Raw genomic sequence first — 16,594 nt, forward strand, 5'->3', positions numbered from 1 at the left:
AATTGGTTTATTCCACTGAGGCGTTTGCTTCCTCTTGCACCTTTTGCAACTCTTCTGCCATTTTCTCTGGCGTCGTCTGCCCACCAATCAACTTCTGAATCTGCAGATTGCTGATCTCTGTCGTCACATCGGCCTGAACAAGTGCATCAAATGCCGGGAACGACGTCTTGGACGCATTAAGCACAGCCACAATTTCTTTCATCAGATCATCGGTAATGCTATCGGTCAGCACTTTCTCGTCCAGCTTCATGGCAGGCAACACACCGTCTTCCACAAGGCCGCGGATCTGCATATCTTCATTGTAGAAATTTTTGATAAAAGCTTTCACTGCGTCCAGCTTCTGCGGGTCATCCGCCACTGCTGCCGAGAATCCGTATCCATTGTTCACATCCCGCATCAAAGACGTCTGATCACCTGCTCCGTTCTCTACCGGAGGCATATTGAAGAATCCAACCTTGCCAATGAGCGATTCACCGCTCTGACCTTCCTTAAATACAGATGATTTCCATGTTCCGTCATACATTAATACCACTTCTCCACTTGTAAATTGCGTGGTATATTCGGCATACTCAAAGCCCAGTTCACCTTTTTTGAAATAACCCTTATCCACCCATTCCTTATGTTTGGCAAAACCTTGCACAACACCCGGATCGGTCCACTTCGCTTCACCTGTTGCAAACTTTGCGGTAATCTCCGGCCCGGCATACCGGGACCACAGATGGTTGGTTAACATAAGCGGCACCCAGCCCGCCTTAGATGCGGAAGCAAGCGGCACTTTGCCATCAGCCTTGATCTCAGCCAGTATATTGTCCAGTTCAGCCATGGTAGTTGGGGCTTTCCATCCTTTTTGTTCGAAGTACTCTTTATTATAGAAAAAACCTTCGCCCGAACCGCCAATCGGCAGTCCATATACTTTGCCTTCATACGTAAACGGTTCAAGGGATGTAAACTGGTCTTGAATGCCCAGCTCTTGCAAGATCGGAGTCAGATCAAGCAGCATACCTTCCTTGGCATAAACTTTGGAATCCGGGCTACCGAACAGTTCAAATATATCCGGCGGGTTACCGGCGGCCATCTCTCCGCGAAGCTTTTCCTTACGATTCACATCGGATTCGACGCCATCCAGCGTAAAGGTCAGATTGGGTACCTCTCCCTCCACTTTGTCCACAACATCCTGCAGAATGGCCAGTCTTTTCTGTTTGTCGGCTCCCACCTGCGTGTGGCGGAGAAGCATTTCAACCGGTTCCTTACTTGTTTCCTCCACAGGTGTATTGCCTGCGCCTTGCTGTGGCTCGTTACTTGAGCTTGCACATCCCGCCAAAGTCCATGAAGTGATAAGCAATAATGAAAGCAGTAATGTCATTCTTTTTTTCATCTGGTTGACCCTCCTCAAGATATTGAGCATTTGGCTTTACACTCTGATTATAAAAAGCCGGAGCTTACATCGTAAGGATGACAATTCATCAATGGAGGGATAAAATCCTTCACTGGACCCATAATCTTGCATTTACAATGGATAACAGCAAAAAAAAAGCCCCTGCGAAACATGTTCGCAAGGACTGCTTGGGTTGAAATATAAGTTGAACTTAAAAATAATTACACTTGCCACTCCGATGACAGAACAACCTTCCGATCGCTGTTATCCCCAGATTATTTTTAATTCACTTTTACAAAGGTGAAAATCTGGGGATAGCATATGCTTCCGATGTAGCTTTCTTGCAGAAAGCTTTTAGGCGAACGCTCCGCTTCTCCAGCTTATTTCTGTCCTCTACGTTCTCGTGTAAATAGTTAGTTCAAATTATAAGGTCTTGTAAATAACGGTAGTTACTTACCTGAACAAGCCATGCCAGCCGTTTCCTGGCGACCTTGTTCGATCAGGCGATACGCCCGCTCCACTTCTTCTTCACTTGGTGAAGGAACTCCATCCAGTGGATATACTTTACCGAGCGCCTCCCATTTGTAGATCCCCATCTGATGGTATGGAAGAATTTCGAACTTCTCGACGCCATTTAATGTTCCAATAAACCGTCCGAGGTTAAGCAAATCCTCTTCCTCGTTATGAATGCCAGGCACATACACGTGGCGTATCCACATTTTCCGACCTTGCTCCGATAACCACTTGGCCGTTTTCAACGTTCTCTCGTTGGATTTGCCTGTCAACTTGATATGTTTCTCATCATCAATATGTTTGAGGTCCAGCAGAACCAGGTCTGTGTGATCCAGGAGATCGTGAATCCGTTCCGGTTCGTTAAATCCGTTGCTGTCCAGTGTCGTATGCAATCCCCAGCGCCGCTTCACTTCCTTGAAGATTTCGGCTACAAAGTGAGCCTGTAACGTTGGTTCTCCACCAGATATCGTGAGCCCGCCTCCGGAGCTGCGGTAGTAAGACAGGTAAGGCTCAATTTCAGCCAGTACCTCCTCAAGCGTCATTTCTTTTCCACCATCCAGCGCCCAAGTATCAGGGTTGTGGCAATATTGACATTTGAGTAGACATCCTTGCATAAAAAGCACAAAGCGGATGCCTGGGCCGTCAACCGTCCCGAAAGTTTCGAGTGAATGAATATGTCCGTTAACCATGCTGCCTCTTCCTTTCTGTATCCGCATCCGCTGTGCGTTTAATATGATTTGGAATACCTTGCTCTAGCGGTCTTCTACTAGCAAATTACTTACATCGAGCCATGGAACGTACGGTTGATGACATCCAACTGTTGTTCACGAGTCAATTTAATGAAGTTAACGGCATATCCGGATACCCGTATAGTCAGTTGTGGATAGCTTTCCGGGTGATCCATCGCATCAATCAATTGCTGACGATCAAATACGTTAACGTTCAGGTGATGAGCGTTTTGACCGAAGTAACCATCCATCATCGCAGTCAGATTGGATTTACGTGTAGTCTCCTCTTTACCCAATGCTTTTGGCACGATGGAGAAGGTATTGGAAATCCCGTCAAGACTGTGTTCATAAGGCAATTTGGCTACCGAGCCAAGGGATGCCAGTGCACCTTTTTTGTCACGACCATGCATTGGGTTTGCACCTGGAGCAAATGGTTCACCTGCTTTACGACCATCCGGTGTAGTCCCTGTTTTCTTACCATATACCACGTTGGAAGTGATCGTCAGAACGGATTGTGTTGGAACTGCGTTACGGTAAGCTTTGTGCTTGCGAATCATGCCCATAAAGTTCTCGACCAGTTCAACAGCAATGCTGTCTACGCTGTCTTCATTGTTACCGTAACAAGGGAAGTCTCCTTCGATTTCGAAATCAACAGCGATGCCTTGTTCGTTACGAATTGGTTTTACTTTGGCATATTTGATCGCACTCAGTGAATCTGCTGTAACCGACAGACCAGCGATACCGCAAGCCATCGTACGTACAATGTCACGGTCATGCAATGCCATTTCGATACGCTCATAGCTGTATTTATCGTGCATGTAGTGAATGACGTTGAGGGTGTTCATATACAGCTTAGCCAGCCACTCCATCATTGGTTTGAAGCGTTTCATAACCTCATTGTAATCCAGCACTTCGCTAGTAATGGCAGGATACTCAGGTCCAACTTGTGCTCCGGATTTCTCGTCACGACCACCGTTGATCGCATACAGGAGAGCTTTTGCCAGGTTGGCACGAGCGCCGAAGAATTGCATTTGTTTCCCGATCTTCATCGCCGACACACAGCAAGCAATACCGTAATCGTCACCGTAGATCGGACGCATCAGATCATCATTTTCATACTGGATTGAGCTGGTTTCGATGGATACTTTACTGCAATAATCTTTGAAAGCTTCTGGAAGTTTCGTTGACCAGAGAACAGTCAGGTTCGGTTCTGGTGCAGGACCCAGGTTGTGCAGCGTATGCAGGAAACGGAAGCTGTTTTTGGTTACACGCGTTTCACCATTCACGGACATACCACCGATGGACTCAGTCACCCATGTTGGATCTCCACTGAATAGTTCGTTGTAATCCGGTGTACGCAGGAATTTGACAATCCGCAGTTTCATTACAAAATGGTCAACTAATTCCTGAGCCTGTTCTTCGGACAAAATGCCCTCTTGCAGGTCACGTTCAATGTAGATATCCAGGAAAGAAGATACACGTCCCAGTGACATCGCAGCACCGTTTTGTTCTTTGATCGCAGCGAGATAACCGAAGTACAACCATTGGAACGCTTCTTTTGCTGTAGTCGCTGGTAAGGAAATATCGAACCCGTGCATATCGCCCAATTGTTTCAATTCTTGCAATGCACGAATCTGTTCAGACAATTCTTCCCGCAGACGAATGACATCTTCATCAATAACATCAACTTCGAGTGCATTCAGTTCGCCTTTTTTGTTACGAATCAGGAAGTCTACCCCGTACAAAGCTACACGACGATAGTCACCGATGATCCGGCCACGGCCGTAAGCATCTGGCAGACCTGTAATAATTCCTGCTTTACGCGCTGCACGCATGTCGGAAGTATAAGCATCGAATACACCCTGGTTGTGTGTTTTGCGAATGTTTGTAAATATATCAATGACGCCCTGTGGCATTTCAAAGCCATATGCCTCACATGCGTCAATCATCATGCGGATTCCGCCTGTTGGTTGAATGGAACGTTTGAACGGAGCATCGGTCTGAACGCCGACAATCTGCTCTTTGGATTGATCCAGATAACCGGGTTGGTGAGAAATAATAGTACCTGGTGTGTTCACATCAACGTCAAGGACACCGCCGTTATCCCGTTCTTTTTTGGTCAGATCAGATACGATCTCCCACAATTCTTTGGTATTCTGGGTTGCACCTGCGAGAAATGCTTCGTCGCCGTAATACGGAGACAAGTTGTGTGCCAGAAAATCATTCACATCTACGGATTTGGTCCATGTTCCTTTGGTAAAGTTTCTCCAGCCTGTTTGTTGTTTGACATCTTTTTCAATCACCGACATCGTAATCCCTCCACTAATTTGGATTTCTGGACACATAACATCTTGCTTCATTCGTAGCATTGTGTGCCCAGAGCCGCGATTAATGTGAATTGTTTCACATAAACCGGAACATGTTCTCTCTACTTGGGAACCGGAACCGCGGGATGAATGTTTTTCTTACATTTTCAGTATACGACTTGGGGCTTTCATCATCTGTGATTTTTGTCACAAAGCCAGTGAACTAACTCACTCCACCTGCGCTGTGTCCCATTGACCCCTGTAAATTCACACTTAGCCACTGCGCGGGCAGAACAACTTCCGATCGCTGTTATCCCCGGATTTTTTCAATTTTATATTTCAAAGGGGAAAATCCGGGGATAAAGGCGAACGCTCCGCTTCTTCAGTTTTTTCTGCCCACTCCGTTATTGTGTGAACATCTGGCTCAAACAGCCACGTCACGGATTCCGTGTAACCTCTATAGAACCCGTTGCTCCTCTATGCTCGGAGCAAATCAAATCTTAGAATAAATCCTGAAAAACAGGTGCTTCGCTCTTCTGTTTTTCTGCCCACTCCGTTATTGTGTGAACATCTGGCTCAAACAGCCACATCACGGATTCCGTGTAACCTCTATAGAACCCTTTGCTCCTCTATGCTCGGAGCAGCAAATCAAATCTTAGAAAAAATCCTGAAAAACAGATGCTCGCTCTTCTGTTTTTCTGCCCACTCCGTTATTGTGTGAACATCTGGCTCAAACAGCCACATCACGGATTACGTGTAACCTCTCTAGAACCCTTTTGCTCCTCTATGCTCGGAGCAAATCAAATCTTAGAATAAATCCTGAAAAACAGATGCTCGCTCTTCTGTTTTTCTGCCCTCTCGTTATTGTGTGAAAGACGGCAATCGGGGCTCCCCTCTCGGGGAACCCTGATCTTCTTGCCGTAAAGCACGCTTTGTTCTAAATTTATTATTCAAACTTTCCGTAGAAAGCGTTGCGGTATACATCAGCCAGTTCAGTTACCAGCGGCAACTTCGGATTGGCGGTTGTACATTGGTCTTCGAAGGCACGGTCTGCCAGATAATCGACATGTGCTTCAAAGTCTTTGGCATCGAATCCGATCTCTTGGAACGATTCTTCAATACCCAAGATTTTGTTCAGGTTACGGATGGCATTGATAAGACTGGTTACCCCTTCTTCTGTCGTGCGAGCAGGCAATCCCAAGATACGGGCAATTTCGGCATACCGCTCATCCGCTACAAAGTGCGAATATTTCGGGAACGATGCAAATTTGGTCGGTTTTTTCGCGTTGTAACGAATGACGTGTGGCATCAGAATGGCATTGGTGCGTCCGTGTGCGGTGTGATACTGACCGCCCCATTTGTGCGCCAAGCTGTGGTTAATGCCCAGGAATGCGTTGGCAAACGCCATACCTGCAATCGTGGAAGCATTATGCATTTTCTCACGTGCCAGTTTATCACCTTGCAGCGCAGATTGCTCCAGGTATTGGAACACCAGTTGGATTGCTTTGATCGCAAGTCCATCCGTGTAATCATTTGCCATAACAGATACATAAGCTTCAATCGCATGCGTCAGTACGTCCATTCCTGTGTCGGCAACCGCTGTTCTAGGCAGGGAATATACGAATTCTGGATCGACAATCGCTACGTCTGGAGTCAGCTCATAGTCGGCCAATGGATATTTGGTGTTACCTTGATTTTTATCTGTGATAACCGCGAACGATGTCACTTCAGAACCTGTACCCGATGTGGTTGGGATCGCTACAAATTTCGCTTTTACGCCGAGACGTGGATATTTGTAGATCCGTTTGCGGATATCCATGAATTTTTGTTTCAGATCGTTGAAGTCCGTGTCCGGATATTCATAGAACAACCACATGGCTTTGGCAGCATCCATCGGTGATCCACCGCCGAGTGCGATAATGCAGTCTGGTTGGAAGCGGCGCATCATTTCGGTTCCGCGATCTACCGTTGTTGTGGATGGATCTGGCTCAACATCGGAGAATACTTCGATGGCTACCGGCATTTGGCGTTGACGCAGATAGTGTTCTACCTTTTCAACATATCCAAGCTTCACCATCATGGCATCCGTAATAATGGCCACACGTGTGATGTCAGGCATTTTGGCAAGATACTGCGTTGCCCCTTTTTCGAAGTAGACTTTGTTCGGCACTTTGAACCATTGCATATTCACGGTACGGCGAGCCACCCTTTTCACATTGATTAAGTTCACAGCGGTTACGTTGGAAGAAGTCGAGTTACGTCCGTATGATCCGCATCCCAGTGTCAATGACGGCATGTTTGTGTTGTAGATATCCCCGATGGCACCGTGTGTGGATGGTGAGTTCACAATAATCCGTCCGGTTTGCAGACGATCTGCGAATTTGCCAATCACTTCTTCATTTGTGGAGTGGATAACCGAGGAGTGACCCATGCCGCCAAAAGCAACCACTTCTGCTGCACGTTCAATTCCCTCTGCTGCCGTTTTAACTTTGTAACAAGCCAGTACCGGGCTTAATTTCTCAGCCGACAATGGGAATTTGGTACCTACCCCTTCAATCTCGGCCACGAGAATTTTGGTGCCTGCTGGAACTTCAATACCACACAATTTCGCAATGCTTACCGCAGATTGACCAACAATCGCCGGGTTCACCGCACATTTCTCGGTATTAATCGCACCTGCTGTCAATTTTGCTGCTTCATCTTTGTTAACAAAGTAACAGCCATTTGCAATCATTTTTTTCTTCACTTGATCGAAGATCGGTTCTTCAATGATGACCGCTTGCTCGGAAGCACAGATCATGCCGTTATCGAAAGACTTGGACAGGATCAAATCCGTAACTGCCTGATTGATATCCGCGCTTTTCTCGATAAAGCAAGGTACGTTACCCGGTCCTACGCCCAGTGCAGGTTTACCACAGCTGTACGCTGCACGTACCATGCCTGATCCGCCTGTTGCCAGAATGAGAGCCACATCATTGTGATTCATCAGTTCATTTGTACGATCCATGGAAGGATCATCAATCCACTGGATACAATCTGCTGGTGCACCATGTTTCACAGCCGCTTCCAGCAGGATTTTGGCAGCTTCCCGGCTACAATTCTGTGCAGATGGGTGGAAACCAAAGATGATCGGGTTACGCGTCTTGATAGAGATCAGTGCTTTAAACATCGTCGTTGATGTTGGGTTCGTGACCGGTGTAATCCCCATAATAATGCCGACCGGCTCCGCAATTTTCTGGAAGCTCTCATATTCGTTATCTTCAATCACACCTACGGTTTTATCGTACTTGATACTGTGATACACATATTCTGTTGCAAATATATTTTTGGTGATTTTATCCTCATACACTCCGCGGCCTGTTTCTTCTACGGCCATCTTGGCGAGCATCATGTGTTTATCCAGACCCGCAAGCGCCATCGCTTGCACAATCCGGTCAATCTGCTTCTGGTCCATCTTCATGAATGCGGCGTGTGCTTTATTCGCTTTGTCGATTAACGTTTGGATATACTGACCTGCTGTCGGTTCTTTTGCTGGGGCGACTTCGTTCTTTACAGCCATCTCCCTCATCCTCCTAAAGGTTCGTATTAGTTTGTCTCTCTCGTTTACATTCACATCGTAACATGACAATAAACTTAATTATGTGATTTTTTTCACAAAGTATAACAAATTTAATTTAAGTTTTGTAGTGTCCTTCATACGACCATTTCCACTTCCTATTTAAAATATAGAGCTGTAAAATTCATCCTCTCCATTAAAAGTGAATTTTATCACAATGTTTGAAATTTCGTCATTTTTGCCCCCTTTCCTTCCCCCTCAAACGGTAAGATTAGGTATATACTGAACTTAAAAATTGAACCACCGCAATTTGTACCGTCCTTCCTCCCGGCCGAGATGACCCTGATCAGGACGGCAACGGTTTGCGGCGAACCTCGGAGGCTACTGCTTACTACAGAAGGTCGTCCGATGGACATAAAGGGGAGATAGACTTATGAGAGAACTAACAACTGTACTGGAAAAGCGCGGTAATACTAACTGTTTCTCGGAAGCAAATTTCAACCATCTGCTGGTTACCATGAAAGATAGAACCTATCCGGAAGGTACACATCTGTACTGGGAAGGCGACATCTCTGACAAACTTTATTATATGAAACGGGGCCGTGCCCAGATCACCAAATCCACGGATGAAGGCAAGGAACTGATCATGTACATGTATCAATCCGGTGATATGATTGGGCAGGCTGATCCTTTCTTTGGCTCTAAACACAGCTTCTCAGCGGAAGTATTGGAGGACAGTGAGATCGGTGTACTGGAGCATAAAGACCTGGAGATGCTGATATGCCAGCATTGTGACTTCGCGATCGATTTTATGAAATGGATGGGCATCCACCATCGGTTGACACAGACCAAATTCCGGGATCTCATGTTATATGGCAAACCGGGTGCACTTTGCTCCACCCTCATTCGGTTGTCGAATTCGTATGGTGAGCCTCATGGAGAGCATGTCATTATTCACAAAAAAATTACCCACACGGACCTGTCCAATATGATTGGAGCCACTCGTGAAAGTGTAAACCGCATGTTAAGCGACCTGCGTAAGAAAGATGGGATTGAATATGACAATGGAATGATTGTCATCAAAGATCTGAAGATGCTGCAAGGAATCTGTCACTGTGAGCTTTGCCCGAACGAGATCTGTCGTATTTAATATTTGACTATGCTGATCGGATCTTGTTTATATATTTAATGAAAAAAAGCCCAGTTCTCTAAAAAGAGATTGGGCTTCTTGGTATACTTAGGATGCATTGGTTAATTCGAGCTTTACCGCATCACGTGGATTCAATTTCATGTCCAGACCATTTTCCATTAATTCTTTGTCATTCACCATAATGACCCAACGCTCATTCATACGAGGCGTGACATTCTCGACCGAGACGACAAATTTGTTGTTCTCCGACATTCTTACAATGCCGCTGGACTTCAACACATCGCGAACTGTGCACTCTTGAACGTAGACGCCGGCATATTGACGATTAAGGGTTGGCATAATGTTTCCACCGCTAACCTTGAGTAACGTTGTCTGATATGCAACGCCATCCCCCCCACTGTCAGCGGCTTTCACGTAAATGATCACTTCATCTTTGGCATGAAGCTCCATGTCCCAATCTTCCTGTTCAATATCCTTGCCGTTTAATTTGACAGCCCAGCTCAGCGAAGAATCCAGAGAAACTTCACCCACGGATTGAATCCGCTTGCCATCTGCCGTAAAATCAACCAGTCCGCTATTGAGTAATGCTTTTTTGAGTGTCAAACCCTCACTAAAATCTCGCTTAATGGACTTTGTTGCATCAGGCAAAAACGTACTGCCATCTACAGCCACTGTGATTGTATTCGCTGTTTCTGTCTCTTTGACAATTGGCTGCTCAGAAGGCTGTGTCTCACTACAACCAGCCAAGATCGCCAGTAGGAGCAAACATACACCTATGTAACCGGGGATTTTCTTCATCATGTAGGTAACACCACCCTGCGTAAAATCATTCACCCTGTTGTCCATAACCTCTATTATGGCACAACCTTCGGCAAAAAAAAGTGTCAAAGCCGTTACTTTTATAGGCTACCGCCTGCAAATAAGGCTTGTACAAGAAAGAGAGCCTGCACACAGGCTCTCCAATCTATATCATTTTTATGTTCTAATTGGTTACGTTATCATTGGACACTAGCCTGCATGTATGTCCGTCCTCCATCGCCATCTTTCAGATATGGATTAAGCCCGAAGAACTGCTCCTCAGACACATAGACCCCTGTCAGCAATCGCCCTTCAAGTAATCCACCATCCACCTGTACGCAGCATGAAGGTGCGTCTACATACTCCTGATACAACGGAATCTGCCCATATTGTTGATGGACCTTAAATACCTTCCCTTGCTCATGCAAAGGGCGTTCCGAGAAATAGGTAGGCACAATGTAACGGGCAATGACATCCAGCTCCTGCACGCTATAAAAGGGTTCATCACCAAGCCATGGTGCAAACATTCGAATCTTCTCATATTGAGACCAGACAACCGCCTGAATCAGCATTTCTGCCTGAACCAGCCGACCTTCTCCCACATCTAAAGCCAATTGCTTACCACGGATAGTTTCTTCCATCTGAGACATCGTTGAATCAGGTTGTCCCAGCTCACATCCGATACACTTCCAGCCCCTGGACGTTTGAATCCATTTTTGCAGCACCGCCGGAGCTAATTTCGGACCATCGCTGTTCACAGAATGCGTATTCACTTCGGCAAGATCATCCTTAACCGAACGGGAATATGCTGTGCGCTTAAACAACTCTGCAGCTTTTTTGTAAATGAGATGGACCTGAATGGATGCGCTCTCAAGTTCTGCAATATCTTTTTTGCCGTAGCGTACTTCACGGGATAAGCTTTCTTCTCTCATGACAAGTGGGCCTCCTTCGCTCCGGCCGTCTGTGGCCATTTTCTATAGATTATACTACAACTCATGATAACATGTGCATAGCCCAAGAGAAAAACGCCGATCAACATAGTACTTAAGACAAAAACCCCTGATTTCCACAGAAATCAGGAGTCTATGTCATTCATGCAACAAAAGTGGGTGATATTGCTTATGCGTTAGTCAACCCACTGCTCAGCCCAGTCTTGAATTTGATTCATGACAGGCTGGAGCGCTCTACCTTTATCCGTCAGTTCATATTCAATACGGACTGGCGTCTCGGGATAGACGTGACGAACCAGAATACCTTCACTCTCCAGATCTTTCATCCGTTCGGATAACATCTTATCACTCATGGATGGAATCAGATTGGAGATATCCTTGAATCGCTTCGAACCACTCATCAATGTTTGAATAATTAAACCATTCCAGCGCTTGCCCAAAAAAGAAAACGCCGTCTCAAAACGCGGACACATCCGCAAGTCTTGACCTTCCACATTAATCACCTCTTTAGAGATCACTCAAATCAACTTACATTTTGTTAGTATATTTCATAATAACATATTTAAGCTTCAAAGAAAACGCCTGCAACTAAAAAGTTTAAATTTTAGAAGCATATCATCCAAAATGGATCATACATCCCAGTATACATTACACGCTACGTCGTCACCATGGGAAATATCGTATAACTTCCCCATAGTACTATCTTACCCAAAAAGAACCCAGCTGCCACAGTCATCAATGACTCGGAGAAGGGTTCTTTTTGAATAAAACTTATAATTTCCATTACACGATTGAGTTAGTGAATTAGACCAGCACGCCACCAAATGGTCTTACAGGTTCGCTCTTGCCAAATTCCGGCTTAAAGCTGCGGGCAGGATATGCCCATTTCACTGCGTTGCTGATCACTCTTAATATTTCCGGTTTGTAATAGGTCGGATACGTCTCATGACCTGGTCGGAAATAAAAGATTTTACCTTCACCACGCCGGAACGTACATCCGCTCCGGAATACTTCCCCACCCTGGAAGTTGCTCACAAACACCAGTTCATCCGGTACTGGAATATCGAAGAATTCACCGTACATCTCTTCTTTTTCCAATACAATCTTGCCTTCGATGCCATCCGCAATCGGATGAGATGGGTTAACACACCATACAATTTCCTGCTCGTCAGCTACACGCCACTTCAGATCGCAGCTTGTTCCCATCAGCGCTTTGAATGGTTTGGAGAAATGACCTGAATGGAGCACAATCATTCCCATCCCGTTCAGCACTCGCTGCGCAACCTTCTGTGAGATCTCATCGCTTACGCGATCATGTGCCATATGTCCCCACCATATGAGCACATCTGTGGAATTCAGCACTTCATCACTTAATCCATGTTCAGGCTGATCCAGTGTAGCTGTACGAATAGCAAAGCCTTCGCCGCCAAGTCCGTCAGCCAGTGCTCGATGCAGACCATCCGGGTAGACTTCCCTTACTTCATCGTGAATTTTCTCATGGACAAATTCATTCCAAATGGTGACGTTGATCATATTCAATTTCCCCCTAGTGTAGCTCTAAACCCACCACATATCGCCCAGCGGTTCTTCGATTAATACTTGCTGGAGATTTTGCACAGCTTTAGAGAATCCTTCTTCAACCGACATCAGACCGTCTTCGTGTTCAATACTTACTACATAATCATATCCGACCAGACGCAAGGCACTCATAATGTCTGCCCATGTCTTGTTATCATGTCCATAACCAACCGAGCGGAACTGCCAAGCCCGATCCAGCATATTGGTATAGTCCTGCATATCCGTTACACCGTGTTTGTTCACGTTGACCGGATCAATCGTTGTATCTTTTGCATGGAAGTGATGGATGGCTCCTTCACGTCCCAGGATGTGAATTGCCTGAACCGGATCAATACCTTGCCACCACATGTGACTTGGGTCCAGATTGGCTCCGATCACTTCACCTGCTGCTTCACGCAGTCTCAGCAAGGTTGCTGGTGTATGAACGGAGAATCCACCGTGCAGCTCCAATCCAACTTTTACGTTACGATCTGCTGCAAATTTACCCCACTCTGTCCAGTAAGGGATAACTTTGTTCTCCCACTGCCACTTCAGGATTTCCTGGAAATCATTCGGCCATGGTGCAACAGGCCAGTTCGGATATTTGGCATCCTCATGGTCTCCCGGACAACCGGAGAATGTATTCACTACAGGTACTTCCAGCTTCTCAGCCAGTTCTACCGTTTTAACAAAATCATCGTGAAATCCTTTGGCAATATCCTTTTGTGGATGTAGCGGGTTACCATGACAGCTGAGTGCACTGATCGTCAAACCACGTGATTCCACTGCATTTTTGAAATTTTTCAATGCTGTAGGATTACTTAACAACTCATCTGGCTTACAATGTGCATTGCCTGGATGTCCACCTGTTCCGATCTCTACTGCTTTTAATCCCTTGGATGCTACATAATCAAGAGCATCCTCCAATTTACGTCCTCCGAATAGTACCAAAAATACGCCGAGTTTCAAGTGCGATTCCTCCCTGGATTAGATATCGTATGATTGCTGAATTCATGAATATTGAACTGTATACAATTACCGTTCAGATCACATGCCTGTTTGATTAGTGTGGAAAATCGAGAGTGTTTCTATCCTGAAATTGAACGTAAGAATACTGGTTATTCTGCTTCACTCGTAAGAGCATCAAGCTTCGAACACTTATTGCTCAGACTAGTGGGATTCCACGGTTTCAATCTCAGTTTGAACTGTGCGAGTTACTGCAAATGAATCATAGCTGCTCTCCAGATGTATATGCTTGCCTTCAAGTGAAGAACGCTGGAATGAATGCATGGCTTCCAGTACGTGATAAGCAAGCTTGCCACTGGCTTTGTGTTCCCGTCCGGCACGAATGGATTCAACCATTTCCGTTACGCCGATGCCTCGTTCGTTTTGTCCACTTTCGAAGACTGGTTTGACCGTCTCCCAAGTGTCTTGACCGTATCTGCGAACCTTCACTTCCCCGTTAAAATAATTGGGGTCCGGTACACTAAGCGTACCTTCTGTACCATAGATTTCAATACGTGGCAGATCCGAAGCTCCGCGAATATCAAAACTGGTGATCATGGTTGCAATGGCACCTTCTGCAAAATCAATGGTTCCTGCCAAGTGAGTAGGCGTCTCTACTTGAAGCGCTGTACCTTCCTTTGGCCCAGAGCCAATCTTGCGATCTGCAATCTGTATGCCTGCCGAGGCGCTGATTCTGCGTATCGGTCCAAGCAACGTAATCAGAGCGGTCAGGTAGTAAGGTCCCATATCAAACATCGGTCCGCCACCTGCGACATAAAAGAACTCCGGATTAGGATGCCAAGCTTCTGGTCCTCCACCCATAAAGAATGAAGTCGCTGCAACCGGCTTGCCAATGAGCCCATCCTCAATGGCTTTACGAGCTGTCTGTATGCCTGAACCAAGGAAGGTATCCGGTGCAGAACCAACATACAATCCCTTTTCCTCAGCCAACTCAACAACCTTGCGACCATCCTCAAGAGAAATTGCCAGCGGCTTCTCGGCATACACATGTTTGCCTGCTTCGAGTGCAGCCAGATCGGTCATGGCATGACTGCCAGGAACCGTAAGGTTCAACACAAGTTCAATTTCGTTATTTTGCAGCAACTCATCTACATTGTAAACGTTTGCGATATTAAATTCATCTGCCCGTTCCTGAGCGCGTTCACGAATCAAATCCGCAACAGCCACGACTTCAATGACCGGGTTGTTTTTGAGATTTTCCAAGTAGATGGCGCTGATGTTACCACACCCGATGATGCCTGCTTTCATTTTCTCCACTGTGATGTTCATCTCCTTACGCATGGTGAAAATCTGCGTTTGAATGGTTGAGATACATATGTTTTGTTGGATGTTTCCTGTTCCTTAAATCTAATACTATGGTATTCCGTTTCAGCTTCAATTAAAATGAATAATATGATTGAAACATGAACTATCTGGTCATAATTTTCAAATTGCAAGGAGTATGCCCATGCCGACAGATCAAACCTGCCAAGTTCTTACAGCAGGCTTTTCATTTCATCGTAAACCCTACGCTATGGTGCAGCCTGAAGGGGTGAAGAACTACCTGTTAAGACTGCAAACAGACGGACGTTGCCGTGCACGCATAGACGGGGACATGTCCCTGGTGGATGCGGGCGATCTGCTTCTTTTTGATCCTGACGAGCCCTATGAGCTGAGAATAGACAATGAAACCAATCCGATGGGAGAACGACTGGTGGAGAGTGGCGACTATCACATCTTCTTTAATGGTTCCTGGGTGGATGAGTGGTGGAAGCGTCACAAAAGGCCGACCCGAATCAAAGTCGAACTGACGGAAAGTCTTTTGGTCCTGTTTCGACAGCTCGTACTGGAACAGCGCCGCATCTCCAATCCTTATCCGGAAATTTCAAGTTATTATATGCGAATTTTATGTCTCGAAGTGGATCGTCTGCTCGCGGAGCATCCAACGATAACCAACACCAATTATGTGGCTTATGAGATCAAAAACTACATTGAAGAAAACGCTTCCTCTTTATTCAAGCTCGATGATGTGGCAACACATATTGGCATCAGTGTCTCACGGGGTGTACATCTCTTCAAAGAAGCGTTTGGCAAAAGCATCATGCAATACACACTTGACGTACGGCTGAACATGGCCAGGGAACGGATTATTTTCAGTCCAATGACTCTGGAGCAAGTGTCTGAGTCTTCCGGCTTTAACAACTATACCTATTTTCATCGGGTATTCCGTTCCCGGTTCGGCATGTCCCCGAAGGAATTCCGCGTCATTCACCGGGAACAGATGTAATCATATTAGTATACGTAAGTTGAACTTATTTGCGCGCGGCTATGGCCTCGGATACAACCATCGCCAGATCTTCATTGCCAAACATGGACAACACGCCAAGTACCGTATCATCCGGAATCTCACCGGCTTCCTCCTTGGATACAATCAGCTTCTGCACCTGCTGCAAACGCTCGTTGCTCTGCTGATCCGGGTAGGCTTGCCGGTACATCTCTTCCGGGTCCAAACCATTATTGACACACCACTGGGCAAATACGAGGATCATCATCTCTTCTTCCTGTTTATAGGTTTCTACAACAGCTTCCTCGATCTGTTTATTACGTTCCTTTTCATATTCATCCATGACTTGTATTCCTCCGTATGTGTATTCTG

Annotated in this window: 13 protein-coding genes; 2 read left to right on the forward strand and 11 right to left on the reverse strand. The window is 45.9% G+C overall.

Annotation, left to right across the window (positions count from 1 at the left end; translation table 11 throughout):
* Positions 1 to 7: 7 nt before the first annotated feature.
* The 4 genes from V6668_RS19940 to adhE all read right to left on the reverse strand — a co-directional run bounded on the left by V6668_RS19940 (position 8) and on the right by adhE (position 8,481).
* Positions 8 to 1,375 carry an ABC transporter substrate-binding protein gene (locus tag V6668_RS19940; RefSeq protein ID WP_076327974.1) on the reverse strand — a complete coding sequence of 456 codons (1,368 nt, stop codon included), beginning with the start codon at positions 1,373 to 1,375 and terminating at the stop codon, positions 8 to 10.
* Positions 1,376 to 1,824: 449 nt separating this feature from the next.
* Entirely contained in the window at positions 1,825 to 2,577 is a 753-nt protein-coding gene (pflA, locus tag V6668_RS19945) for a pyruvate formate-lyase-activating protein (RefSeq protein WP_036614436.1), read from the reverse strand.
* A gap of 89 nt (positions 2,578 to 2,666) precedes the next feature.
* Positions 2,667 to 4,925 (reverse strand): formate C-acetyltransferase, encoded by a 2,259-nt coding sequence (gene pflB, locus V6668_RS19950; RefSeq protein WP_076327975.1) that lies wholly within the window; start codon positions 4,923 to 4,925, stop codon positions 2,667 to 2,669.
* A gap of 943 nt (positions 4,926 to 5,868) precedes the next feature.
* Entirely contained in the window at positions 5,869 to 8,481 is a 2,613-nt protein-coding gene (gene adhE / locus V6668_RS19955; protein ID WP_076250984.1) for a bifunctional acetaldehyde-CoA/alcohol dehydrogenase, read from the reverse strand.
* A 430-nt stretch (positions 8,482 to 8,911) separates the two neighbouring features.
* On the opposite strand from adhE, the gene V6668_RS19960 reads away from it, so the two are divergent.
* Complete coding sequence (locus tag V6668_RS19960; protein WP_036614443.1) at positions 8,912 to 9,628, forward strand: Crp/Fnr family transcriptional regulator; 717 nt, start codon at positions 8,912 to 8,914, stop codon at positions 9,626 to 9,628.
* Between the two features lie 87 nt (positions 9,629 to 9,715).
* Here V6668_RS19960 and V6668_RS19965 read toward each other — a convergent pair whose 3' ends face one another.
* From V6668_RS19965 to V6668_RS19990, 6 genes are all read right to left on the reverse strand, one after another.
* On the reverse strand, positions 9,716 to 10,429 hold the full coding sequence (locus V6668_RS19965; protein WP_017687552.1) for a hypothetical protein: 714 nt from the start codon (positions 10,427 to 10,429) through the stop codon (positions 9,716 to 9,718).
* Positions 10,430 to 10,626: 197 nt separating this feature from the next.
* On the reverse strand, positions 10,627 to 11,358 hold the full coding sequence (locus V6668_RS19970; RefSeq protein ID WP_051447359.1) for a hypothetical protein: 732 nt from the start codon (positions 11,356 to 11,358) through the stop codon (positions 10,627 to 10,629).
* A gap of 194 nt (positions 11,359 to 11,552) precedes the next feature.
* Positions 11,553 to 11,849 carry a winged helix-turn-helix transcriptional regulator gene (locus tag V6668_RS19975; RefSeq protein ID WP_074096966.1) on the reverse strand — a complete coding sequence of 99 codons (297 nt, stop codon included), beginning with the start codon at positions 11,847 to 11,849 and terminating at the stop codon, positions 11,553 to 11,555.
* Positions 11,850 to 12,180: 331 nt separating this feature from the next.
* A complete protein-coding gene (locus tag V6668_RS19980; RefSeq protein ID WP_017687549.1) occupies positions 12,181 to 12,909 on the reverse strand; it encodes a ThuA domain-containing protein in 729 nt (242 codons plus the stop codon).
* 24 nt (positions 12,910 to 12,933) lie between these two features.
* Complete coding sequence (locus V6668_RS19985) at positions 12,934 to 13,902, reverse strand: sugar phosphate isomerase/epimerase family protein (protein ID WP_036674961.1); 969 nt, start codon at positions 13,900 to 13,902, stop codon at positions 12,934 to 12,936.
* A gap of 201 nt (positions 13,903 to 14,103) precedes the next feature.
* The gene (locus V6668_RS19990) at positions 14,104 to 15,216 is read right to left on the reverse strand and encodes a Gfo/Idh/MocA family protein (RefSeq protein WP_036614448.1); all 1,113 of its coding nucleotides are present in this window, start codon (positions 15,214 to 15,216) and stop codon (positions 14,104 to 14,106) included.
* 190 nt (positions 15,217 to 15,406) lie between these two features.
* On the opposite strand from V6668_RS19990, the gene V6668_RS19995 reads away from it, so the two are divergent.
* A complete protein-coding gene (locus tag V6668_RS19995; protein ID WP_036674960.1) occupies positions 15,407 to 16,225 on the forward strand; it encodes an AraC family transcriptional regulator in 819 nt (272 codons plus the stop codon).
* Between the two features lie 25 nt (positions 16,226 to 16,250).
* Here the strand turns inward: V6668_RS19995 and V6668_RS20000 are convergent, their stop codons facing one another.
* Entirely contained in the window at positions 16,251 to 16,565 is a 315-nt protein-coding gene (locus V6668_RS20000) for a hypothetical protein (RefSeq protein WP_036674958.1), read from the reverse strand.
* Between the last annotated feature and the right edge of the window lie 29 nt (positions 16,566 to 16,594).

Origin of the sequence: Paenibacillus amylolyticus, assembly GCF_036894225.1 — a bacterium.
GTDB classification, from domain to species: domain Bacteria; phylum Bacillota; class Bacilli; order Paenibacillales; family Paenibacillaceae; genus Paenibacillus; species Paenibacillus amylolyticus.

What these genes read in the sequence shown, in the direction of transcription:
- V6668_RS19995 (WP_036674960.1), top strand. Translation starts at nt 15,407, where the DNA reads ATGCCGACAGATCAAACCTGCCAAGTTCTTACAGCAGGCTTTTCATTT.
- pflA (WP_036614436.1), bottom strand. Translation starts at nt 2,577, where the DNA reads ATGGTTAACGGACATATTCATTCACTCGAAACTTTCGGGACGGTTGAC.
- V6668_RS19960 (WP_036614443.1), top strand. Translation starts at nt 8,912, where the DNA reads ATGAGAGAACTAACAACTGTACTGGAAAAGCGCGGTAATACTAACTGT.
- V6668_RS19965 (WP_017687552.1), bottom strand. Translation starts at nt 10,429, where the DNA reads ATGATGAAGAAAATCCCCGGTTACATAGGTGTATGTTTGCTCCTACTG.
- V6668_RS19975 (WP_074096966.1), bottom strand. Translation starts at nt 11,849, where the DNA reads ATGTGTCCGCGTTTTGAGACGGCGTTTTCTTTTTTGGGCAAGCGCTGG.
- V6668_RS19940 (WP_076327974.1), bottom strand. Translation starts at nt 1,375, where the DNA reads ATGAAAAAAAGAATGACATTACTGCTTTCATTATTGCTTATCACTTCA.
- V6668_RS20000 (WP_036674958.1), bottom strand. Translation starts at nt 16,565, where the DNA reads ATGGATGAATATGAAAAGGAACGTAATAAACAGATCGAGGAAGCTGTT.
- pflB (WP_076327975.1), bottom strand. Translation starts at nt 4,925, where the DNA reads ATGTCGGTGATTGAAAAAGATGTCAAACAACAAACAGGCTGGAGAAAC.
- adhE (WP_076250984.1), bottom strand. Translation starts at nt 8,481, where the DNA reads ATGGCTGTAAAGAACGAAGTCGCCCCAGCAAAAGAACCGACAGCAGGT.
- V6668_RS19970 (WP_051447359.1), bottom strand. Translation starts at nt 11,358, where the DNA reads ATGAGAGAAGAAAGCTTATCCCGTGAAGTACGCTACGGCAAAAAAGAT.
- V6668_RS19980 (WP_017687549.1), bottom strand. Translation starts at nt 12,909, where the DNA reads ATGATCAACGTCACCATTTGGAATGAATTTGTCCATGAGAAAATTCAC.